Source organism: Halopiger djelfimassiliensis, from assembly GCF_000455365.1.
Lineage (GTDB): Archaea > Halobacteriota > Halobacteria > Halobacteriales > Natrialbaceae > Halopiger_B > Halopiger_B djelfimassiliensis.
Genome location: NZ_HG315685.1, coordinates 68,371 through 88,620, shown reverse-complemented (window position 1 = coordinate 88,620; position 20,250 = coordinate 68,371). Strand labels below are relative to the sequence as shown.

Genomic DNA, 20,250 nt, shown 5'->3' with positions numbered 1-20,250 from the left:
GCTTCGGTTCAGGGAGACCAGCACGGAGTGTCCCGCTCGTCGTCGCTCGGTGTTTGCGGCAACACTTGCTATGCTGGTCGTCTTCAGCCAAATTATGAACGATGCGGTTATTATAGGCTTCGGTTCGAACAAATCGTTCGACACCTAGCGTAATACGGAGTACTACTCAGTGAATACGGGCTCGAGCGGACGGCGACCGGGCGAAGACCGGACGGAGAACGGCAGCAGAACCGCTACCGGCGGCGGTTCTGCCGTGTGAGCGTCGAGCACTCGGAACCGGGTCGGCGATTTCAGCCGCCTACTGTGACGAGAATTCGTCGAACGAGGTGGACCGCTGGCTGCGGACGAGTACCTCGTCGGTGATCGTCAGCCCCATGTCCGAGATCTCCTGAGCGACCGGCGTGATATCCCGGTCCGTCTCCCCGACGGCCGTCACGAGCAGGTTCTGTTCGCCGGTCACCAGTTCCTGGACGGAGACGACACCGGGGATCTCGAGGACGTCGTCGATGTACTCGCCGCGGTCCGGGATCGGTGCCGAACAGAAAAGGAGCATCCGGATCGGGTAGCCGGATTTCGTGTAATCGATGTTCGCGCTGTAGCCCTTGATGACTCCCTCCGACTCGAGGCGCTGGATGCGCTTGCGGACCGTACTCGAGGAGGCGTCGGTCCGTTCGGCGATCTCACTGGACGAGAGGTTCCGTGCCTCCTCCTGTAACGCGTAGAGGATTTCTCGATCGATCGCATCGAGTTCGTACTCCGTCATACGGTTCGTTTATTCACGATGCATTAAGGAACTTCGCCGGTTCGGACGGGCGCAGACGGTCGAGGTTCGTCCGTGTCGGTAACGTTTTGCTTTCCCACCGATACACACCGGGCATGCGACGACTCCTCGAGTCCGATCTCGGATTCTACTACGCTATCGGTCTCTTCACGATTGCAGTGTTCGTTGCCGGACTCGCGGTGCTCGCGGTCGTTTCGCCGTCGAACGTCGGGACTCGGGAACTCGGCGGCCTCGTCGTCGGCTTTGCCCTGTTCATGCTGGTGTATTTCGTCTCCGTAACCGTCCGCCGACTGGAGGACAGCGAAGACGTTTGATCGGTTCCGATCGAACCGACGGCAGCGAGGGGCAGGCGACCGGAAGGCAATTTCGAAATCAGTGGGCGAATAGAGTCGGAGGGTTTATCAGTACCGAACTGCTCTCTTTAGAAGCAATGGCGAAAGGAACCGTTGATTTCTTCAACGACACTGGCGGCTACGGATTCATCGAGACTGAGGACGCGGACGACGACGTGTTCTTCCACATGGAAGACATCGGCGGCCCGGACCTGGAAGAAGGACAGGAGCTCGAGTTCGAAATCGAGCAGGCCCCCAAGGGCCCCCGCGCGACGAACGTCGAGCGCCTGTAAGGCGAATTCGAAGCAGTATCGGCACTTGATTGCAGTATTTTATACCGGTGAGCGACGGCGTTGTGGCTCGATCTGACACCGACAAATCCCCGACGGTTTTGTGGATACACCACCGACTCGAGATATGACCGACCCGCTGCTCCGACGCGGTGACGAGATCGAGTACGAGACCGTCGACGCCGCTGACGGCCTCGAGAAGGGCGTGTTGATCGCGGACGATCACGGCGCGCCGAACTTCGCGATTCGACGGTTCGTCCTCGAGCCCGGGGCCGAGGTTCCGGAACACACGAACGCCGTCGAGCACGAACAGTACGTGCTCGAGGGCGAGTATACGGTCGGTATCGGCGAGGAAACCTACGACGTCCAACCCGGCGACTCGCTTTTGATCCCCGCCGGCACGGTCCACTGGTACCGCAACGACGGCGACGAGCAGGGCGCGTTCATCTGTGCCGTGCCGAACGGAGACGACGAAATCGAACTGGTCGAATAGCCGATTCCACCGGAGCCACACCTGTCGCCGGTCGACCCAAAAATGATAATCGCAACTACTAAACGGCGTTTAGGCAAACCTAAAGCAAATGGCAGGGTCGCAACCGGCCGGGGGACATGCAACGACCCGGAATCGAGAGGGGTGGGTTACCGGAACGTTGCTGCTGTTTTGTCTGGCGAGTACGGTGATTACCGTCGTCGCCGGACTCGTCCAGGTCAGTTACGGACCGTACACGATGACGTTCGTCGAGGCCTGGCAAGCGGTGTTCAACCCAGACGTGGTGTTCGACATCGACGTCTGGAAGTCGTTCCTGCTCGGGGCTGAGCTCCCCGAGATGGAGCCCAACAGTCTCGTCGTCTGGAACATCCGCCTCCCGCGGGTGTTCGTAGCGATCATCGCCGGTTCGACCCTTGCCGTCTCCGGGGCGATCTTTCAGGCCGTAACGCGAAACGAACTTGCAAGCCCTTTCGTGCTGGGAGTCAGTTCCGGAGCCGGGTTCGCGGTACTCGCGACGCTGGTCGTCTTCAGCGGTCTCGCCCCGTACCTGCCGCTGATCGCTGCGCTGGGTGGAACGGTCGCGTTCCTCCTGGTCTACGGGATCGCCTGGAAAGGCGGAACGAGTCCCGTCCGCCTCGTTTTGGCGGGCGTCATCGTCAACATGGTGTTCCAGTCGATCCAACGGGGGCTGTTCTTCTTCGCCGACGATCTCGGGGTCGTCCAGACGGCGATCGCCTGGATGACGGGATCGTTGATCGGCACCGGCTGGGAGGAAGTCCGGATCTCGGTGTTGCCCGCCGCCGCGGCGATCCTGATCGCCCTCGTGGGCGCGCGCCAACTCAACGTCCTGTTGCTCGGCGAGCAAACCGCCCGCTCGCTCGGGATGCGCGTCGAGCGAGTGCGCTTTCTGCTCTCGGCGGTCGCCATCCTGGCCGCGAGCGTCGCCATCTCCGTGGCCGGCATCGTCAGCTTCTTCGGGCTCGTCGTTCCCCACATCGTCCGGAACGTCGTGGGCAGCGACTACCGGCGGTTGATGATCGGCTGTCTGTTCGCCGGGCCAGCACTGATGGTCACGGCCGACGTCGGTGCACGCCTGGCGGTGAGCAGCACACAGCTTCCCGTCGGGATCGTCACCGGACTGATCGGCGGACCGTACTTCCTCTATCTGATGCGCAAACAGCAATCGATGGGTGAGATCTGATGAGCGGACAAAACAGCGAACTCGAGGGGACACGACCGACGCACAGTCAACCGAACGCCGACCGATCGACCGACAGCGAGATGGACCCGGACCCGACCGCAACCGACACACCGACCGAGGCACAGCTTACCGACAGCAACGGGGTCGCCGTCGACAGCGCGCTCGTCGGCGACGCCCTCGAACTGAGTTATCCGACGGCGGAGGAAACCATCGTCGACTGTGCGCGGCTTGATATTCCCGAAGGGGAAGTGACCGCGCTCGTCGGCCCAAACGGCAGCGGCAAGAGTACCCTCCTGAAAGCCCTCTCGAGTCAACTCGAGCCAGAGGCGGGAACGGTCACGCTCCGGGGGAAAGACATCCACTCGTTCGGCCAGAAGGAACTCGCCCGCGAACTCGGGATCCTCTCGCAGGAAACCGACTCCCTCGGAAGTATTACCGTCGAAGACCTCGCCTACCACGGCCGGTATCCCCACCGCGGGTTCTTCGAAAGCGTCACCGACGAGGACCGCGAGGCGGTCGATCGTGCACTCGAGCTTGCCGGAGTGACCCACCTCCGGAACGCCGAACTCGAGCAGCTAAGCGGCGGCCAGCAACAGCTCGCCTGGATCGCGATGGTGCTGGCACAGGAGACGGACGTGCTCTTGCTCGACGAGCCGACGACGTATCTCGACCTCTATCACCAGTTCCGCGTGCTGGAGACGGTCCGACAGCTGAACGAGCGAAAGGGCGTCACCGTCGCCGTGGTCCTCCACGATATCGCACAGGCGGCGCGGTTCGCGGACTATCTGGTGGCGATGCAGGACGGAGAGCTGTACGACTGGGGACCGCCCGAAGACATCGTCACCGAGCAGTTGCTCGCGGACGTCTTCAACGTCGAGGCGACCGTCGAGTACGAACCCGAGCTACAGGTCCTCCCGAAACGGGCACTCCCGAAAGATCCGTCGTGAGCGCCCGTTTCAGAAGACTTTTTAGCTTTTAGGTTGGCCTAAAGACTATGAGCCGCGAACGGAGTTCGACGAGACGACAGCTACTGAAAGCCGGTGCAGTGGTCGCCGTGTCTGGGGCGGGTGCCGGCTGTATAATGGACGGCGGGTCCGGCGACGAGAACGGAACGACCGGCAGCTACTCCGTGACGATGGAGCCGGTCGGCACCGTCGAGTTCGATTCAGTTCCGGAAACGTGGGCGGCAAACAACGGTACCTGGGCTGATATGGGTATTGCGCTGGGCCAGGACCCACCCGAAGCCCTCTACCTCACCCAACGCTACCACACCCAGTACTACGACGACATCCCCGACGTAAGCGTCGACAAGGAGGCGGCCGAAATAGACTCGCTCTGGGACGACGATCTGACCCCCGAGGAGTTCATCGAGTTGAGCGGGAACGTCGACGTGTTCGTCATGGACCCGAACTTCATCATCGGGCGAACCGATCACTGGGACAAATCCGACATCGAACAGATAGAGGCGACGGGGACGCCCTTCTTCGGCAACAGCATCTTCTCTCGCGGGTACAACTGGCACGATTACGATTACCTCACGCTGTACGAGGCCTTCGAAAAGCTATCGGAGCTCTTTCAGGAGACGGAGCGCTACGAGGCCTTCGAGACGCTCCACGAGGAGTTCCAGGACGAGATCGACGAGATCGTTCCGCCGGAAGAAGAGCGCCCGTCGGTCGCGATCATGTGGCCCCAGCCGAAAGCCGAACCCGACGAATTCTCGCCGTATCTCATCGACGAAGGGACGAGCTTCAAGCAGTGGCGGGATCTGGGCGTCGAGGACGCCTTCGCGACGGCGGACGTCGAGGACTTCCACGCCGGTCGTTCCCGGGTCGACTACGAACTGTTGTTGGAAATCGATCCGGACGTCCTGTTGATCCGCGGCCACGAGGACAAGACGGCGGCGGAGTTCCGCGACACCGTCGTCTCGTACATGGAAAACCACAACGTCGCCAGCGAACTGACCGCCGTCAAGAACGGCGACGTCTACCGCGGCGGACCGCTTCACCAAGGCCCGATCGCGAACCTCGTTCTCACGGAGCGGGCAGCCCGGCAGGTCTACGGCGTCGATGAACAACTCTTCGACCGCGAGCGCGTCGGCAATATCGTCAACGGCGATATATAGGCCACTCAGCCCGTTCGAGAACGCGCGGGCGTCGACTTGATCGGAGACCCCTCCGGGTCGATACGGGGGGCGACCCAGTCCGAACCGCTGAAATACCGGCCGCCCATAGTCGCCGTCGTGTCGAAGCAGGTCCAGCAGGTCGAAACGATCTTCTGTCACGAGACGGGCGACGATTACCTCGTCGTCGTTCGACGTGACGGCGAACGGCTGTTCCGGGCGAAACTCGTCCTCTCGGAAACGACGGCCGGGCCACGGCCCGCCAAATTCCGGCTCAAACAGGGCTCGAGCGAGGAGCCCCGCCAACCCGACGAGTTCGTCGAACTGGCCCGACGAGCCGAACGGATTCGCATCTCCGAGCAGACCTCGCCCGCGGCGCGTCGCGAACTGACGGCGATGCTCGAGGGGTACCAGCTCGACGACAAGGCAAAGACCGTCCGCACCTGTCGGTACTGTGCCTCGGCGGGCCGGTACTCCCCGATCACGACCGACACCGCGGTCAAAGACGACCGGGACTGGATCTGCCGGGACTGCGCCCGTCAGGAACTCGAGCGCCAGCTTTCCTTTACCGGCGGCGGCGAAGTGACGGGAGCCGCAAAAGAGCGGCTGGAGGAGCTCATGCTCGAGGTCCAGGACTTGGAGCGGATCGTCAACCTCCTGCAGGGCCAGCTCGATCCCGACCTCACCAAGTTCGATACGATCTCGGCGACGACCGACGAGGTCGACCCCGTTCGCGTTGACTCGTTGCGCCTGCATCCGGGCCTGCAGGGCCTGCTCGAGGACCGATTCGAGACGCTGTTGCCGGTCCAGAGCCTCTCGGTCGAGAACGGCCTGTTCGACGGGGACGACCAACTCGTCGTCTCGGCGACCGCGACCGGCAAAACGCTCGTCGGCGAGATGGCCGGCATCAACCGCGTGCTAAACGGCAAGGGGAAGATGCTCTTTCTCGTGCCGCTGGTTGCGCTTGCCAATCAGAAGTACGAGGACTTTCAGGACGAGTACGGCCACCTCGTCGACGTCTCCATCCGCGTCGGGGCGAGTCGAATCGCCGACGAGGGCGAACAGTTCGACCCCAACGCCGACGTCATCGTCGGCACCTACGAGGGGATCGATCACGCCCTGCGGACCGGCAAGGACATGGGCGACATCGGGACCGTCGTCATCGACGAGGTCCACACCCTGAAGGAGGACGAACGGGGCCACCGCCTCGACGGATTGATCTCCCGGCTGAAATACACCTGTGAACAGCGCGCGAGCCGCCGGGACGACTATCAGGGCGCACAGTGGGTCTACCTCTCGGCGACCGTCGGCAACCCCGAGCAACTGACCGAAGCACTCGAGGCGAAACTCATCGAGTTCGAGGAGCGGCCGGTGCCGATCGAACGCCACGTCACCTTCGCCGACGGGCAAGAGAAGGTCCGCATCGAGAACAAACTCGTCAAACGCGAGTTCGATACCGAGTCCTCCAAAGGCTACCGGGGACAGACGATCATCTTCACCAACTCCCGGCGGCGGTGTCACGAGATCTCGCGGAAACTCGAGTACTCGGCCGCGCCGTATCACGCCGGGCTCGATTACAAACGCCGGAAAACGGTCGAACGGCAGTTCGGCGACCAGGAACTGTCCGCGGTCGTGACGACGGCCGCGCTCGCAGCGGGGGTCGACTTCCCCGCCTCGCAGGTCATCTTCGACTCGCTGGCGATGGGTATCGAGTGGCTCTCCGTCCAGGAGTTCCACCAGATGCTCGGCCGCGCGGGCCGGCCCGATTACCACGACAAGGGAAAAGTGTACGTGCTGGTCGAACCCGACTGCTCGTATCACAACTCGATGGAGATGACCGAGGACGAGGTCGCGTTCAAACTTCTCAAAGGCGAGATGGAGTCGGTGATGACCCACTACGACGAGGGGGCCGCGATCGAGGAGACGCTCGCGAACGTCACCGTCGGCGGCAAGGCCGCGAAGGCGCTCAACGACCGGATGCTCGGCGAGATCCCGACCAAACACGCCATCGGAAAGCTGCTGCAGTACGAGTTCATCGACGGCTTCGATCCGACGCCGCTTGGCCGGGTCATCACCGAACACTTTCTCGACCCTGACGAGGCCTTTGTACTGTTGGATGGCATCCGCAAGGACGCCCACCCTTACGAGCTAATCGCGGATCTCGAGCTTCGGGACGCGGACCTCTAAGGGACGACAGCCACTATCACGAACGATTCACCTTCGATTCGAGTGGGTAACAAACGATGGAGCGAGCTAGCGCGTTTTTGAGCGGCTTCCGCAGTCCAGTCCTCTACGTACTCCAGCTGGCTTCGCTTCTGGTAGTCCTGCTCTTCGTGGCGCTCCCCCTCGATAATGGTGCCAGTGTCCTGTTCGCATTCGTGATTGCGCTGTTGGTGGCCGCGACGGCAGTCGGTCTGTGGCGGACGATGACCGACAGCGACGGGCACGCTCGCCGCGGGACAACTGACGATATCACGGACGATCCGTTCGCTGATCCCGGACAGGCAGCCAAAGACGGGTGAGAGAACGCGGTCCGTCGACTCCCCGGCAGGGACGACGAGCGGGACTGATCACCGGGTCGACAGCGGCGTGGTCAGGGAACGAACGCAACCCCAAACAACGACAGCAGGAGTACCAGTACCGACCCGGGGAACCCGCCGATCGCGACGATAGCGAGGGCGACCGGCGTGACGGCCACGGAGAGCCCGAACACCGCTTGCGCGAGAAACAGCACTACCAGGCCGACGACCGCGTTGACGATGAGGGGTCTGACCGTCTGGACGAGCGACGACGCCCCCAGAACGGCCGCAAGGACGAGGACTAACAGGAGGATCTCGAGTCCCGTACCCATACGCGACACTACCCTACCGGAGAACAAAACCGTTCGGACCGGAACGAAACCCTTTATGACTTGCGCCCAGAAGGGAGGGGTACGGGATCGTGGGTTAGCTTGGTATACTTCGGGCCTTGGGTGCCCGTGACCCCGGTTCAAATCCGGGCGATCCCATCCTCTTATACGGGTTTTCGACCGAATAGTTGCTTCTCCGACACGGCTACCATCTGGTAACTGAGGATGGTGGCAGTGAGTCGTGTCGTCGAACTCGAGTCACCAGTGTTCGAGTTCTGCGGGTGCGATATCTTGAATGATGGCCAGCGCTACACTCGAGACTCCGGAGAGAAAGCCGACCAACGTCAAGCGGACCGAGGACGGAGGGCACTCGAGAAGCGGCACCCGACCGAAAGACGCGACCACGAACTTTAGCCGCTCGACCGGCGTTCAGTCCGGTAATTGTCATCTGGGTTACTGCCAGCGATTCGAGCTGTTCTGCCACGCGAACGGCACTCAGTCGTCGTCCGCGTTCCCTGGCTCAGTCGCCGAGTCTAGGAGCGCCCCCTCGACGGGATCGAACGCCGTCCCGCCACACTGGCAGCCGTCGCGCCGTCCGATCGGTAGGTAGGAGCCGTCCGAAACCTCGAGCGCTGCATACAGCGCCCCACAGGAGGTACACGCGGCGATCGTTCGATGTCGCTCGTCATCAGCAGTCTCGTCGGAATCAGCCATGGAGAGTCAGTTTCGGGGACGGCTGTCAAAGGACTACGGTGAGCATGCGAGCGACAACACGGTTGTTGTGATCGGCATCACAACGGCACGAGGGACATCGCAGCGAGCGGTGTGATGTTTCGGACCCCTTCAAGGGGCCGACGACAGGGGTTCGAGACCGAATAGATCAGGGAGCCAGCTATTCAGCCACCAGTACCAAAAGAAATTGGCCACACCGACATACCCGATGAGAACGAACCACCGGTGTGGCCACGGGAACTGACGGCAGGGATCAAACGGGGACGGCGTGTGCATCTCGGCTCCCCGGGACCAACGGCGGTTTCGAGCGGCCGGTTCGACCGTGGCCCGGAATCGATCCGTGTTCGAACCGAACGACGGCTGTGACCGCTGACTGCGAGTAGGAACGGGGAAATCAGTTTCGCCCCGCTTTGCAATCATTTATACCCGATGGCGGCCCTAGCAGGGTGCAATGGCGCAAGCGGGAAATTCCGAACTCGTCGACGCGTTCGAGCAGTTCTTCCGCAACTACTACGACAACGAGATCAAACAGCTTGCGCAACAGTATCCCAACGAGCAGCGCTCGCTTCACGTCGACTGGCAGGATCTCTATCGGTACGATCCCGATCTGGCCGACGATTTCCTGAACCAGCCCGAGCAGCTCCAGCGCTACGCCGAAGAGGCGCTGCGACTGTACGACCTGCCGATCGACGTCAGCCTCGGGCAGGCCCACGTTCGGGTTCGAAACCTCCCCGACACCGAGTCCCCCGAGATCCGGGAGATCCGCGCCCGCGATATGAACTCGCTGGTCCAGGTCCGGGGGATCGTCCGGAAAGCGACCGACGTCCGCCCGAAGATCGAAGAAGCCGCCTTCGAATGCCAGCTCTGTGGGACCCTCACCCGCGTTCCCCAGTCCAGCGGCGACTTTCAGGAACCCCACGAGTGTCAGGGCTGTGAGCGACAGGGGCCGTTCAAGGTAAACTTCGACCAGTCCGAGTTCGTCGACTCCCAGAAGCTCCGCATTCAGGAGAGTCCCGAGGGCCTGCGCGGCGGCGAAACGCCCCAATCGCTCGACGTCCACGTCGAGGACGACATCACCGGCGAGGTCACGCCGGGCGACCACGTCTCCGCGACCGGCGTCCTCCGACTCGAGCAACAGGGCGACGGCCAGGACAAATCACCGGTCTTCGACTTCTACATGGAGGGGATGGCCGTCGATATCGACGAAGAGCAGTTCGAGGACATGGACATCACCGACGAAGACAAAGAGGAAATCGTCCGGCTGTCCTCGAGCGACGACATCTACGACCAGATGGTCGCGTCGATCGCTCCCTCCATCTACGGCTACGAGCAGGAGAAACTCGCGATGATCCTCCAGTTGTTCTCCGGGGTGACCAAGCAGTTGCCCGACGGGTCGCGGATTCGCGGGGACTTACATATGCTTCTTATAGGGGACCCGGGGACCGGAAAATCGCAGATGCTGGGATATATCCAAAATATCGCCCCACGGTCCGTCTACACCTCCGGGAAGGGGTCGTCCTCGGCGGGGCTGACCGCTGCGGCCGTTCGCGACGACTTCGGCGACGGCCAGCAGTGGACCCTCGAGGCCGGCGCGCTCGTGCTGGCCGACCAGGGGATCGCCGCGGTCGACGAGCTCGACAAGATGAGATGTGTGACTGGAGATACACTTGTTCATACTGATAACGAAATCAAACCAATCCGCGAACTCGCATACGACGCGATACGAGACGGTTCGATCGAGGAACTCGAGAACGGTCGGACGATTCGTAACGTCGACGCGGCAGTCTGGACGATGGCGGAGGATGGAACGATCGTCAAGCGCGACGTACTCGCGATCCACGAGTACGATTCCCCGGACGAACTTCGGGAGATCAATCTGGAAAGCGGCGAACAGCTAACGACGACGGCTGACCACCCGTTTTTCGTTTTGGACGAGGGTGAGCGAGTGGAACGCCAGGCACAGAATCTGAACGAAGGTGACTGGGTTTTCGTTCCCGGGACGATCCCAGCAGAAGTGACCGACGGTGGAGTCAGTGTCTTACCGTCGCATAGTTCGGAACTGGAAACGAGCCACTTGGATCCCTCGCACGGAGCGATCCTCGGATATCTCACCGGCGATGGAAACGTTTTCTACGACCGGGGCGAGGGCGTCTATGGATTCCGCTTTACGAACAAAGAGGAAGAGCTGCTAACCGACTTCGAGGAGGCGTGTACGGACGCGTTCGATACGCAACCCGTTCGTCATCCGAGTGAGCAACGAGATGACGGCGTCGGGACGGTCCGCGTACACGGAAAAGAGTACGTCGACGAACTCCTCGATTCCGGTGCGAATCTCGAAAACTACGATGGGAAGCGGCTCCCGGATGCAGTAACCGGAGCGTCTCGGGAGACGAAAGCTGCTTTCGTTCGCGCCCTCGCAGACTCGGAGGGGACTGTCGGCGATCGCGCCGTGGAAATCTCCTCTTCGAGTTACGAACTGTTGCTCGGAACGAAGATGCTCCTACTCGAGTTCGGAATCTCGAGTCAAATTCAGATGCGAACCCGAGACGGGAAACGTGATCTGTTTGTTCTTGCGATCACGTCCGACGAATCGCTCGAAGCGTTCCAGCGGCACATCGGGTTTACGCTCGAACGAAAGCAACGTGCGCTGGGCCGCGCCTGTGAACGAACCACCGGAGCGCGCACCATCGTAGATGTACTCCCGGAGTGCGGCGAGCTATTCGAACAGGCCCGTGGTGCGCTCCGGCTACACCAGTCCGAATGTGGTCTCGAAAACGATTCGACCTACTGCAACTTCGAAAACGGCGATGCGAACGCTTCGATTCGTCTCTCGAAGCGGATTCTCGAGGCGTTCGACGATCGGCGGACAGAGGCGACCGAGCATTACGACGAACTTGCGACAGAGACGTCTTGGAACCGACTTGCTGAGCTTCGAGAACGATACCACATCTCACAACGGGAAGTAGCTGCGGAGATGTCGGTGTCCCAGCAGCAACTCTCTGCTCGCTGGGGCGAGCGTTCCGAGCTCCGAGAGCGAGTTCGCAATCGGATTCGTGATCTCCTCGAGACACCAGCCGCTGTCGATCTGGAGCCGTTGCGGGAGCTAGTCGAAGGTGACGTGAAGTGGCGACGCGTCGAAACCGTTCGACGGGTCGATTCACGCGAACACACTGAGACCAGAGTTCACGTTCTCGAACAACGTCTCGCGGACGAAATCGGGACGAAAACCGTCGATACCGTTCGAAAGCAGGCTCGCTCCCTTATCGAGAGCGAGGAGTCCGCCGAAACGTGGGAGGAGCTCCGAGACCGGCTCGAGGCGTATGGGATCTCCTTCCAGCAAGTCGCCGCGGAGATGGACGTGGCAGAGTCGACCGTTTCACGGTGGTTTTCGGGTGACGTCGACGTTGGTAATTTCGATACCGTTCGATCGGTTTGCGAAGAATTACTCGATGCGAAACGGCACCGTGTATCGGCACTTCTCGAAGAGATCGAGCGACGGGATCAGCCACGAGTATACGACCTCACCGTCGAAGGAACCCACAATTTCATCGCGAACGGCATGGTCGTCCACAACTCCGAGGACCGCTCTGCCATGCACGAGGCCTTAGAACAGCAGAAAATCTCGGTCTCCAAGGCCGGCATCAACGCGACCCTCAAGTCCCGTTGCTCGCTGCTGGGTGCGGCCAACCCCAAGTACGGCCGCTTCGACCACTACGAGCCCATCAGCGAGCAGATCGACCTCGAGCCGGCGCTCATCTCGCGGTTCGATCTGATCTTTACGGTCACGGACCAGCCCGACGAGGAGAAGGACAAGAACCTCGCGGAACACATCATCACCACCAACTACGCGGGCGAGTTGACGACCCAGCGCGAGCAGATGAACCAGATCGACGTCAGTCAAAGCGAGATCGACGAGATGACCGATCAGGTCGATCCGGAGATCGACTCCGAGCTGTTGCGCAAGTATATCGCCTACGCGAAACAGAACTGCCATCCTCGGATGACCGAGGCGGCCCGCGAGGCGATCCGGGACTTCTACGTCGATCTGCGCTCGAAAGGGACCGACGAGGACGCCGCCGTCCCGGTCACCGCCCGAAAGCTCGAGGCGCTGGTCCGGCTCTCGGAGGCCAGCGCCCGCGTTCGGCTGTCGGATACCGTCGAAGAGGCGGACGCGAACCGGGTCATCGAGATCGTCCGGTCGTGCCTGCAGGATATCGGCGTCGACCCCGAGACCGGCGAGTTCGACGCGGACATCGTCGAAGCTGGAACGTCGAAATCCCAGCGGGATCGGATCAAGAACCTCAAACAGCTCATCAGCGACATCGAGGAGGAGTACGACGAGGGTGCGCCGGTCGACATCGTCCTCGAGCGGGCCGAGGAGGTCGGGATGGACCACTCCAAGGCCGAACACGAGATCGAGAACCTCAAACAGAAAGGCGAGGTGTACGAGCCGAGTACGGGTAACCTCCGGACGACGTAACGGCGTTGTCCCACGCTTTTGCCTGAGTTCTGTAGCGTTGCGGATCGATGAGGTCGTTGGATACGGCCTCGAGCGCGAGTCGAAACAGTCGGCCTACAGTTCGAGCGTATAGACCACTTCACGGCGCTGCTCGTCGCCGATCTCGACTTTGCCCTCGCCGGTCTGTTCGAACCCGTGTGTTTCGTAGAACCGCTGTCCGCCCTCGTTAGACGCCAGATCGATCGCGCGCAACCGTTCCATGTTGAAATCCTGCAGGTCCTCGCGCAGTCGTTCGTAGAGCGCAGTGCCGATCCCTTCCCCCTGGTGGTCGGGGTGGACCGACAGGCGGAGGATGTCGCCTTCCGCCTCCGTGACGACGCCGTGGGTAAAGCCGACGACGTCGCCGTCCGTTTCGGCGACGAGAAACGCGGTTCCGGGCTTGGACAGCGCCGTCTCGAGCGCGTCGTCGCCGTACCACTCGTCGATGGTCGCATCGATGGTGTCCGCATCGAGTTCGTCGTAGGTGTCGTGCCATGTCTCGCGGGCGACGGCCCTGATACGCTCGCGGTCCTCGAGGGTCGCTGGTCGAATCTCCATAGAACGTGATACGGCCCCAAGTGCCAAAGTGGTTCCACCGGCGCTGTTAGGGACCGGACGACAGCGGCACGTCGGATGCTCGAATACGGAACCGGTCACGGACCGGCGGGCAGTCGAAACGGCGGGATCGGCCGGAACGCTCACTCGCGGACGTCGAAGCCCCGGTCACGGACCGGCGGGCAGTCGAAACGGCGGGATCGGCCGGAACGCTCACTCGCGGACGTCGAAGCCCCGGTCACGGAGCAGGTCGGGCACGCGGCCGCGGTGATCACCCTGCAGTTCGATGCGCCCCTCGGCGACCGTGCCGCCCGTTCCCAGCGACCGTTTGAGGTCCGACGCGGTCGACTCGAGTTCCGACTTCGGAAGGTCGAATCCCTCGACGATGGTCACCGGTTTGTCGTAGCGTCGGCTCTCGGTTCGGATCGACAGCACCTGCTGGGACGTCTCGAGGTCGCTCTGACTGTCTAACTCCTCGAGCAAGTCGTCGAGGTCGTCTTCGTCTGTCATACAGTACCATGTATTGCAGGCGGGCATAGCCCTGTCCTTGCGCTCGCAACGGGCCGCATCCGCCCGCTCGAGTCCGGGAACGGAAGTCGAGAGCACTACAGTCGGGACTTGATCGTCTCCGCGGTCTTCTCGCCGACGCCGGGGACGCTCCGGAGGTCCTCGAGACTCGCGTCGCGAACGTTTTCGACGCTCCCGAACCGGCCGAGGAGCCGCTTTCTGGTCTCGGGACCGACGCCGGGAACCTCGTCGAGGACCGTCGAGACCTCGTCCCGAACGGTCCGGTGGTACTGTACCGCGAACCGGTGTGCCTCGTCGCGGACCCGCTGGAGGAGATGCAGATGCGGCGCGTCGTCAGGCCAGGAAAACTCCCGGTCCGGCGTGACCACGCGCTCCTCGGCTTTCGCAAGCGCGATCGCGGGAACGTCCCAGCCGACATCGGCGAGGGCATCGCGGGCGGCTCCGAGCTGTCCGTCGCCGCCGTCGATCACCAGCAGATCGGGATCGGGGCGGTCGTCCCGGCCCTCGACGGCGCGGGTGGCACGCCACTCGAGGAGCGCCCGCATGTTGTCGTAGTCGTCGTTTTGCTCCGTGAGTTTCTTCCGGCGGTAGTCGCCCGTTTCGGCGCTGCCGTCGACGAAGGTCACGTTGCTGCCGACCGCTGCGGTCCCCTGGGCGTGGCTCACGTCGAAGCCCTCGATCCGGGCGGCAGATTCGATCCCAAGGGCATCGGCGAGCATTCCACACTCGTCGCGGCCGCCGACGTTGCGCCGGGCGTTTTTCAGGGCGAGTTCGACGAGTTTCGCCTCGCGTCCCGCGCCGGGGACGCGAACCGAGACGCCTTCGGCTTCGAGCCACGCCTCGACCTCCTCGTCGTCGTGGCGCTCGGGAAGGAGCAACGCGTCGGGCAGTTCCCGCTCGGCATAGTACTGGACGATGAAGGCCTCGAGAACGGCTGGAACGACGCCACCGGTTTCGTCTCGAGCGACGGGGTCATCGGTTCCGGGTGCCTCGAGCGTGTGCCGGTCCCGGTCGACCAGTTTGCCGTCCTCCGCTCGCAGGCGAGCGACGGTCGCGTCCTCGCCCTCGATGGCGACGCCGAGGACGTCGACGGCCCGTTCGCCGTCGGCCGACTGAACCGCCTCGCCGCCCTCACCGTGGAAGGCCTCGACGGTCTCGAGGCGGTCCCGGAGGTTCGCCGCCCGCTCGAACTGTTGTTCCTGTGCGGCGGCCTCCATCTCCCGTCGCAGCGGGTCCGCGAGGACGCCGGTTTCGCCTTCCAGAAAGCGCTCGACCGCGGTGACGTCCTCGGCGTAGCTCGCGAGGTCGATCTCGCGGGTACAGGGCGCGGTACAGAGTCCCATTTCGTAGTCCAGACAGGGGCGGTCGCGGTTGGCGTACTTGTGATCCGAGCAGCCCCGCAGGCCGTAGGTCTCCCGCAGCGCCTTCACGACGGTCTCGACCTGCCCCTTGTTCGTGTAGGGACCGAAGACCGTCGCGGACTCGTCCGGATCGCGGGTGATCTCGATTTGCGGGGCCTCGTGGTCGGTCACCTGGATCATCGGGTAGGACTTGTCGTCTTTCAGTCGGACGTTGTAACGCGGCTGGTGGCGCTTGATCAGGTTCGCCTCGAGCAACAGCGCCTGCGTCTCGGTGTCGGTGACGGCGATTTCGATCCCGTCGGCGCGGTCGAGCATCCGCCGGATTCGGGCGCTGCGCGGGTCGGCGTACGACCGGACACGGCTCCGGAGATCGACGGCTTTGCCGACGTACAGCGTGGTGGTCCCGTCCCGGAACTGGTAGACGCCGGGCTCACGCGGCAGCGACTGTGCACGTTCGCGAACCCCTTCAGCGTTCATCGGCGGCCCTAGGCAGTCGGTAGCTTTCAGCCTGACTCCTCCGCTCGAGACGGACCGGCGGGTTCCGTCGTTTCGACATCGGCCGCCAACCGACACCGTCAGTCGGACGCCGGAACCCAGCAAACGGTACATTCTCGGTGGTCGGCCCGTAACGCTCGCCTATGAGTGACTCGACGGTCCGGTGCTGGCTCGTCGAACGCGAGTTCGGCGACCGCGACTTCGTAACGCTCGTCTACGCGACGCCCGATGGCTCGCGGTACCAGCAACGACAGCGGTCCTCGACCGCGTTACGGACCGGGTCCGAGGTGACCGCAGCCACCCGAATCCCCGAGGACGACCTCGAGCCGGTCGCCGACGAGGCGACCCGCAACCGGTACGCTGCGGAGGTCGATCGCGTCACCGAGCGGTACGATCCCGACGATCCGATCTAGCCGGTATCGGTATCTTTCCATCGCGTATATCGGTGTATTATCGGCTGTAAGTGGCAAACCTTATCGGGAGACGGTGTGTTCACACAGCTATGTCCGCTATCGTAGTCGAGGACCTGACCAAGTCGTACGGGCAGACCCTCGCGCTCGAAAACCTCTCGTTCGAGGTGCAGGAGGGCGAGGTGTTCGGGTTCCTCGGTCCGAACGGCGCTGGAAAGTCGACGACGATAAACGTCATCCTCGATTTCATCCGCCCCACCGACGGGCGGGTCGATGTTCTCGGACTCGACGCCCAGGCCGACAGCCGGGAGATCCGCTCGCGAACCGGCGTCCTCCCCGAAGGCGTCGAAACCTACGACCGCCTGACCGCCCGCCAGCACCTCGAGTTCGCCATCGAGTCGAAAGGGGCCGACGACGACCCCGAAGCGCTGCTCGAGCGAGTCGATCTGCTCGATGCGATCGACAAGAAAGCGGGGGGGTACTCGAAGGGGATGTCCCAGCGGCTCATGCTGGCGATGGCACTGGTCGGCGAGCCCGACTTGCTGATCCTCGACGAGCCCTCGACCGGTCTCGACCCCAACGGGGCACGAGAGATGCGGGAGATCGTCCGCGAGGAGAACAGACGGGGTGCGACGGTGTTTTTCTCGAGCCACATCATGGAGCAGGTCGAGGCGGTCTGTGACCGGGTCGGCATCCTCCGGGACGGCGAGATGGTCGCCGTCGACTCCGTCGAAGGGTTGCGCGACTCGGTCGGCAGCGGCACGTCGCTGCGGGTCACCGTCGATCGGATCGACGACGACGCCATCCAAGCCGTCCGCTCGCTACCCGACGTCGACAGCGCCACCGTCGAGGACGGCACGTCGCCGACGCTGGTCGTGCAGGTCGACGGGTCGAAAACGGCAGTCCTCTCGGCGCTCGAGGATCGCGGCATCGAGGTGCAGGACTTCTCGACGACGGAGGCGTCGCTCGAGGACGTCTTCCAGACGTACACGACCGGAACGGAGGTGGAAGCACGATGAGTGGAGCATCCGCGAGTTCGATCAACCCCGAAAGCGTCCGTGCAGTGGCCAAAAAGGACTTTCAGGATTCGGTACGGTCGTGGCTGTTCTGGGGGCTGAGTATTTTCTTCTTTACGCTGCTTGTCACCGTGACAGGCTTCATTTCGTACTTCGGACAGGACATCGCGACTCGCGGACAGACGACCGAAGCGCTCGTCGTCTACGTGAGTCAGATCACGCGGCTCGTCATCCCCGTGATCGCGTTGATCCTCGGCTGGAAGGCCATCGCGGGCGAGCGCGAGTCCGGCAGCATCAAAATCCTGCTCTCGCTGCCCCACTCCCGAAAGGACGTCCTGCTCGGGAAACTCGTCGGCCGGTCGGCCGTCCTGTCGATCTCGCTCGTCGTCGGGTTCGGGCTCGCCGCCGTCATCGTGGCCGGACTGTTGGGCTCGTTCGACTTCGTCGACTACGTCGGCCTGCTGGCGATGTCGATCATCTACGGCGTCGTATACACGAGTATCGCCATCACGGTCTCCTCGCTGACGCGATCGACGACCATCGCCTTCGCCGCGATCTTCGCGGTGTTCGTCCTCTTTTATATCGTCTGGGAGAGCGTCCTCGTCGCAGTGGGACTGCTGATGGCGTTTGGCTATCTCCCACAGAGTGAGACCGTCGCGAAGGGCGCGCTGATCTACCAGAACATCGAGCCCGGCACCGCGTACAACAACGTGTTGTCGCTCGTGACCTCCGTCGCCGCGGTCGAGCGAAACCCTCAGGAGGTCGCGCGACTCGAGGCCCTGTTCGACGGGAGCCTGCCGTTTTACCTGCAGGACTGGTTCGCGTTCGTCGTCCTGCTGGCCTGGATCGCCGTGCCGATCGGGATCGCGCTCTACCGGTTCGATCGCGTCGATCTCTAACAGTAGCCGGGAAGCCGATTTCTTTTTCAGCGGCGGCCGTGAAACACGGGGGCAGTCTCACCGGACAAGCCGTGGGTCATGGTCGACCGACGTGGAGATGGCGTCGGTACAGATAATAGGTCAGTGCTGGAACTGAGACGAACAGCAGTTCGGTGAATACGGCCCCGCCGAGGTGGACGACACCCGCGAGTCCCCAGAAACGACTCGGTGACCACGTTTCGGCTCCGCTGAGCATCCGCAGATCCGCAAGCAGACAAACGAGGACAACCACTGCCACGAGAACACCGATCCAGACGGCGAGCGTCTGGAGGACGAACCATGCGACATCCATACCGAGGGGAGAGTCGGGCGATCGAGCAGCGGCGAAAAACGCTTGCGAGGCGAAATCAGCGGCCAACGCCGTCAGAATCACGACAGGGAACGGGACGATGCCGTACCACCACGGTGAACTCGACATACGACACGGTTTCAGCGGTGTTGTATTATGCCTGTTCGTGCAGGAATGAGGTCTTCCGTCCCTGAGACTTCCGTCGGCACTGCCCGCGGGGTTCGCAGACGGAGCACTCGAGTCAGGTTCGATCCTGCGTCCCTGAATCGTACACCAACTGTAAGAGGGCAGGACGGTCACCGCAACCTGACGGGACGTTTAGGGGTCGACACCCCGTTACTCGGCACCGATGACCGAGTGTATCTTCTACGGCGGCAAAGGCGGCGTCGGCAAGACGACCTGTGCGGCGGCGACCGGACTGTCGCTGGCCGCGGCGGGACGGACGGCGCTGCTGGTCTCTACCGATCCGGCACACTCCCTTTCGGACTCGCTCGGGACCGACCTCGGGCCGGAACCGCGCGAACTCGAGGTCGCCGAGCGAACGCGCGATCCGGCCGGCGGTCTCTGGGCCGTCGAAATCGATCCCGACGAGCAGGCGGCACGCTACGAGAAACTGGCGCGGGCGCTCGCCAGGGATCTCCGGAGCGCCGGGATCCGCCTCGACGACGAGGAGGTCAAGCGGCTGTTCACCTCCGGCGCGCCGGCCGGCAGCGACGAAATCGCCGCGCTGGATCTGCTCGTCGAGTACGTCGACGAAGGCGACTGGGACGTCGTCGTCTTCGATACCGCGCCGACGGGCCACACCCTCCGTCTGTTCGACATGCCGGAGGTGATGGGACTGGCCCTCGAGACCGCCCAGTCGCTGCGCGGGCAGGCGAGACGGATCGGCAACGCGGCGCGGACGGCGGTGCTCGGGCCGATGTCGATGCTGGGAACCGACGACGACGAGGAGGAGAGCCTCGCAGCGTTCCGGGCGCGCCTCGAGCGTGCCCGCGACCTGCTGACCGATCCCGAACGCACCGAGTTCCGTGTCGTCCTGCTCCCGGAGGGGATGGCCATCGCCGAATCCGAGCGGTTGGTCGAGACGCTCCGAGAGGCCGACGTGCGCGTCGATCGTCTCGTCGTCAACCGCGTCTTCGAGGACCCCGAGGAGGGCTGTTCGCGGTGTCGGTCCCGCCACGAGCGGCATCTGGAGCGGGTCGCGGAGATCCGGGAGACGTTTCCGAACCTCGAAATCGTGACGCTGCCCGAACGGGAAAACGAGGTGCAGGGACTCGAGTCGCTGGCGGCGATCGCAAAGCGGTTGCCCGGCAAAGCCCGACGATGACAGCAGGTCGCGGTACCGACTCGATCGGCGCCGATTTCCT

At 63.0% G+C, this 20,250-nt stretch carries 20 protein-coding genes and 1 tRNA gene; 14 read left to right on the top strand and 7 right to left on the bottom strand.

Annotation, left to right across the window (positions count from 1 at the left end; translation table 11 throughout):
• Nucleotides 1–298: 298 nt before the first annotated feature.
• Nucleotides 299–763 (bottom strand): Lrp/AsnC family transcriptional regulator, encoded by a 465-nt coding sequence (locus TX80_RS06355; RefSeq protein WP_049922300.1) that lies wholly within the window; start codon nucleotides 761–763, stop codon nucleotides 299–301.
• A 113-nt stretch (nucleotides 764–876) separates the two neighbouring features.
• Here TX80_RS06355 and TX80_RS06350 point away from each other — a divergent pair, with 113 nt between their 5' ends.
• The 8 genes from TX80_RS06350 (at nucleotide 877) to TX80_RS06315 (ending at nucleotide 7,735) form a co-directional block, all read left to right on the top strand.
• Nucleotides 877–1,095 carry a hypothetical protein gene (locus TX80_RS06350; RefSeq protein WP_049922299.1) on the top strand — a complete coding sequence of 73 codons (219 nt, stop codon included), beginning with the start codon at nucleotides 877–879 and terminating at the stop codon, nucleotides 1,093–1,095.
• Between the two features lie 116 nt (nucleotides 1,096–1,211).
• A complete protein-coding gene (locus TX80_RS06345) occupies nucleotides 1,212–1,406 on the top strand; it encodes a cold-shock protein (RefSeq protein WP_004267330.1) in 195 nt (64 codons plus the stop codon).
• A gap of 124 nt (nucleotides 1,407–1,530) precedes the next feature.
• Nucleotides 1,531–1,896 carry a cupin domain-containing protein gene (locus TX80_RS06340; RefSeq protein WP_049922298.1) on the top strand — a complete coding sequence of 122 codons (366 nt, stop codon included), beginning with the start codon at nucleotides 1,531–1,533 and terminating at the stop codon, nucleotides 1,894–1,896.
• An 88-nt stretch (nucleotides 1,897–1,984) separates the two neighbouring features.
• Nucleotides 1,985–3,094, top strand: coding sequence for a FecCD family ABC transporter permease (locus TX80_RS06335; RefSeq protein WP_049922297.1), 1,110 nt, complete (start codon nucleotides 1,985–1,987; stop codon nucleotides 3,092–3,094).
• Nucleotides 3,095–3,174: 80 nt separating this feature from the next.
• Entirely contained in the window at nucleotides 3,175–4,041 is an 867-nt protein-coding gene (locus TX80_RS06330; protein ID WP_049923170.1) for an ABC transporter ATP-binding protein, read from the top strand.
• Nucleotides 4,042–4,088: 47 nt separating this feature from the next.
• On the top strand, nucleotides 4,089–5,216 hold the full coding sequence (locus TX80_RS06325; RefSeq protein WP_049922296.1) for an ABC transporter substrate-binding protein: 1,128 nt from the start codon (nucleotides 4,089–4,091) through the stop codon (nucleotides 5,214–5,216).
• 117 nt (nucleotides 5,217–5,333) lie between these two features.
• Nucleotides 5,334–7,400 carry a DEAD/DEAH box helicase gene (locus TX80_RS06320; protein WP_049922295.1) on the top strand — a complete coding sequence of 689 codons (2,067 nt, stop codon included), beginning with the start codon at nucleotides 5,334–5,336 and terminating at the stop codon, nucleotides 7,398–7,400.
• A 56-nt stretch (nucleotides 7,401–7,456) separates the two neighbouring features.
• Nucleotides 7,457–7,735, top strand: a complete 279-nt coding sequence (locus TX80_RS06315; RefSeq protein WP_049922294.1) for a hypothetical protein — start codon at nucleotides 7,457–7,459, stop codon at nucleotides 7,733–7,735.
• A gap of 71 nt (nucleotides 7,736–7,806) precedes the next feature.
• Here TX80_RS06315 and TX80_RS06310 read toward each other — a convergent pair whose 3' ends face one another.
• Nucleotides 7,807–8,064: a pro-sigmaK processing inhibitor BofA family protein gene (locus tag TX80_RS06310; protein WP_049922293.1), complete on the bottom strand. Its 258-nt coding sequence runs from the start codon at nucleotides 8,062–8,064 to the stop codon at nucleotides 7,807–7,809.
• A gap of 83 nt (nucleotides 8,065–8,147) precedes the next feature.
• Between TX80_RS06310 and TX80_RS06305 the strand changes: the two genes are divergently transcribed.
• Nucleotides 8,148–8,220 (top strand) — tRNA-Pro (locus TX80_RS06305).
• 336 nt (nucleotides 8,221–8,556) lie between these two features.
• On the opposite strand, the gene TX80_RS06300 is transcribed toward TX80_RS06305, so the two are convergent.
• Nucleotides 8,557–8,775, bottom strand: coding sequence for a hypothetical protein (locus tag TX80_RS06300; protein WP_049922292.1), 219 nt, complete (start codon nucleotides 8,773–8,775; stop codon nucleotides 8,557–8,559).
• A 469-nt stretch (nucleotides 8,776–9,244) separates the two neighbouring features.
• On the opposite strand from TX80_RS06300, the gene TX80_RS06295 reads away from it, so the two are divergent.
• Nucleotides 9,245–13,273 carry an LAGLIDADG family homing endonuclease gene (locus TX80_RS06295; RefSeq protein ID WP_049922291.1) on the top strand — a complete coding sequence of 1,343 codons (4,029 nt, stop codon included), beginning with the start codon at nucleotides 9,245–9,247 and terminating at the stop codon, nucleotides 13,271–13,273.
• A 93-nt stretch (nucleotides 13,274–13,366) separates the two neighbouring features.
• On the opposite strand, the gene TX80_RS06290 is transcribed toward TX80_RS06295, so the two are convergent.
• The 3 genes from TX80_RS06290 to TX80_RS06280 form a co-directional block, all read right to left on the bottom strand.
• On the bottom strand, nucleotides 13,367–13,849 hold the full coding sequence (locus tag TX80_RS06290) for a GNAT family N-acetyltransferase (protein WP_049922290.1): 483 nt from the start codon (nucleotides 13,847–13,849) through the stop codon (nucleotides 13,367–13,369).
• Between the two features lie 210 nt (nucleotides 13,850–14,059).
• On the bottom strand, nucleotides 14,060–14,356 hold the full coding sequence (locus TX80_RS06285; RefSeq protein WP_049922289.1) for a translation initiation factor: 297 nt from the start codon (nucleotides 14,354–14,356) through the stop codon (nucleotides 14,060–14,062).
• Between the two features lie 95 nt (nucleotides 14,357–14,451).
• Nucleotides 14,452–16,212, bottom strand: a complete 1,761-nt coding sequence (locus tag TX80_RS06280) for an excinuclease ABC subunit C (protein WP_049922288.1) — start codon at nucleotides 16,210–16,212, stop codon at nucleotides 14,452–14,454.
• 161 nt (nucleotides 16,213–16,373) lie between these two features.
• On the opposite strand from TX80_RS06280, the gene TX80_RS06275 reads away from it, so the two are divergent.
• The 3 genes from TX80_RS06275 to TX80_RS06265 all read left to right on the top strand — a co-directional run bounded on the left by TX80_RS06275 (nucleotide 16,374) and on the right by TX80_RS06265 (nucleotide 18,555).
• Nucleotides 16,374–16,643, top strand: coding sequence for a hypothetical protein (locus TX80_RS06275; protein ID WP_049922287.1), 270 nt, complete (start codon nucleotides 16,374–16,376; stop codon nucleotides 16,641–16,643).
• An 89-nt stretch (nucleotides 16,644–16,732) separates the two neighbouring features.
• Nucleotides 16,733–17,659 carry an ABC transporter ATP-binding protein gene (locus TX80_RS06270; protein ID WP_049922286.1) on the top strand — a complete coding sequence of 309 codons (927 nt, stop codon included), beginning with the start codon at nucleotides 16,733–16,735 and terminating at the stop codon, nucleotides 17,657–17,659.
• A complete protein-coding gene (locus TX80_RS06265) occupies nucleotides 17,656–18,555 on the top strand; it encodes an ABC transporter permease (RefSeq protein WP_049922285.1) in 900 nt (299 codons plus the stop codon). The genes TX80_RS06270 and TX80_RS06265 overlap by 4 nt, the downstream gene beginning before the upstream one ends.
• 76 nt (nucleotides 18,556–18,631) lie before the next feature.
• Here the strand turns inward: TX80_RS06265 and TX80_RS06260 are convergent, their stop codons facing one another.
• Nucleotides 18,632–19,012 (bottom strand): hypothetical protein, encoded by a 381-nt coding sequence (locus tag TX80_RS06260; RefSeq protein ID WP_049922284.1) that lies wholly within the window; start codon nucleotides 19,010–19,012, stop codon nucleotides 18,632–18,634.
• A gap of 220 nt (nucleotides 19,013–19,232) precedes the next feature.
• Here TX80_RS06260 and TX80_RS06255 point away from each other — a divergent pair, with 220 nt between their 5' ends.
• Nucleotides 19,233–20,210: an ArsA family ATPase gene (locus TX80_RS06255; protein ID WP_049922283.1), complete on the top strand. Its 978-nt coding sequence runs from the start codon at nucleotides 19,233–19,235 to the stop codon at nucleotides 20,208–20,210.
• The last annotated feature ends 40 nt before the right edge of the window (nucleotides 20,211–20,250 follow it).

Excerpts from the sequence above, each read along its gene's own strand:
- TX80_RS06355 (WP_049922300.1), bottom strand. The coding sequence starts at position 763 with ATGACGGAGTACGAACTCGATGCGATCGATCGAGAAATCCTCTACGCG.
- TX80_RS06350 (WP_049922299.1), top strand. The coding sequence starts at position 877 with ATGCGACGACTCCTCGAGTCCGATCTCGGATTCTACTACGCTATCGGT.
- TX80_RS06345 (WP_004267330.1), top strand. The coding sequence starts at position 1,212 with ATGGCGAAAGGAACCGTTGATTTCTTCAACGACACTGGCGGCTACGGA.
- TX80_RS06340 (WP_049922298.1), top strand. The coding sequence starts at position 1,531 with ATGACCGACCCGCTGCTCCGACGCGGTGACGAGATCGAGTACGAGACC.
- TX80_RS06335 (WP_049922297.1), top strand. The coding sequence starts at position 1,985 with ATGGCAGGGTCGCAACCGGCCGGGGGACATGCAACGACCCGGAATCGA.
- TX80_RS06330 (WP_049923170.1), top strand. The coding sequence starts at position 3,175 with ATGGACCCGGACCCGACCGCAACCGACACACCGACCGAGGCACAGCTT.
- TX80_RS06325 (WP_049922296.1), top strand. The coding sequence starts at position 4,089 with ATGAGCCGCGAACGGAGTTCGACGAGACGACAGCTACTGAAAGCCGGT.
- TX80_RS06315 (WP_049922294.1), top strand. The coding sequence starts at position 7,457 with ATGGAGCGAGCTAGCGCGTTTTTGAGCGGCTTCCGCAGTCCAGTCCTC.
- TX80_RS06310 (WP_049922293.1), bottom strand. The coding sequence starts at position 8,064 with ATGGGTACGGGACTCGAGATCCTCCTGTTAGTCCTCGTCCTTGCGGCC.
- TX80_RS06300 (WP_049922292.1), bottom strand. The coding sequence starts at position 8,775 with ATGGCTGATTCCGACGAGACTGCTGATGACGAGCGACATCGAACGATC.
- TX80_RS06295 (WP_049922291.1), top strand. The coding sequence starts at position 9,245 with ATGGCGCAAGCGGGAAATTCCGAACTCGTCGACGCGTTCGAGCAGTTC.
- TX80_RS06290 (WP_049922290.1), bottom strand. The coding sequence starts at position 13,849 with ATGGAGATTCGACCAGCGACCCTCGAGGACCGCGAGCGTATCAGGGCC.
- TX80_RS06285 (WP_049922289.1), bottom strand. The coding sequence starts at position 14,356 with ATGACAGACGAAGACGACCTCGACGACTTGCTCGAGGAGTTAGACAGT.
- TX80_RS06280 (WP_049922288.1), bottom strand. The coding sequence starts at position 16,212 with ATGAACGCTGAAGGGGTTCGCGAACGTGCACAGTCGCTGCCGCGTGAG.
- TX80_RS06275 (WP_049922287.1), top strand. The coding sequence starts at position 16,374 with ATGAGTGACTCGACGGTCCGGTGCTGGCTCGTCGAACGCGAGTTCGGC.
- TX80_RS06270 (WP_049922286.1), top strand. The coding sequence starts at position 16,733 with ATGTCCGCTATCGTAGTCGAGGACCTGACCAAGTCGTACGGGCAGACC.
- TX80_RS06265 (WP_049922285.1), top strand. The coding sequence starts at position 17,656 with ATGAGTGGAGCATCCGCGAGTTCGATCAACCCCGAAAGCGTCCGTGCA.
- TX80_RS06260 (WP_049922284.1), bottom strand. The coding sequence starts at position 19,012 with ATGTCGAGTTCACCGTGGTGGTACGGCATCGTCCCGTTCCCTGTCGTG.
- TX80_RS06255 (WP_049922283.1), top strand. The coding sequence starts at position 19,233 with ATGACCGAGTGTATCTTCTACGGCGGCAAAGGCGGCGTCGGCAAGACG.